Origin of the sequence: Pelomicrobium sp. G1, assembly GCF_051905455.1 — a bacterium.
Taxonomy (GTDB): domain Bacteria; phylum Pseudomonadota; class Gammaproteobacteria; order Burkholderiales; family UBA6910; genus Pelomicrobium.
Map to the genome: position 1 here is coordinate 1 of NZ_JBQACR010000326.1, position 278 is coordinate 278.

Sequence of the window (278 nt, forward strand, 5' to 3'; positions counted from 1 at the left end):
GGGAGCGCCAGCACCCGATCGTCGTCCAGGTGGAGGGTGCCGAACAGGTAACTCGGCGCCACCCCCTTCGCTTCCACATTCCACAAGACGCCCCGAGAAAATCCGCCCCGCTCCGGCGCGGACGCCGGGGGTTCAGCCAGCGCCCGGTCGGCGGTCCATAGCGCGACCAGGCTGGCGAAGATCAGGAAGCCCTTCCGGGGGAACGGACGTCGTACAAGCTGCATGGGCACAAGTTGCAGGGTGAGGTGGCGATGGTCAAGGATAGCAGCGAATGGGAC

General features: G+C 66.5%; 1 pseudogene. It reads right to left on the reverse strand.

Going from position 1 to position 278, the window contains the following annotated elements:
• Window positions 1-278 (reverse strand): annotated as a pseudogene (locus ACTFO6_RS18700) (hypothetical protein); the annotation flags it as partial.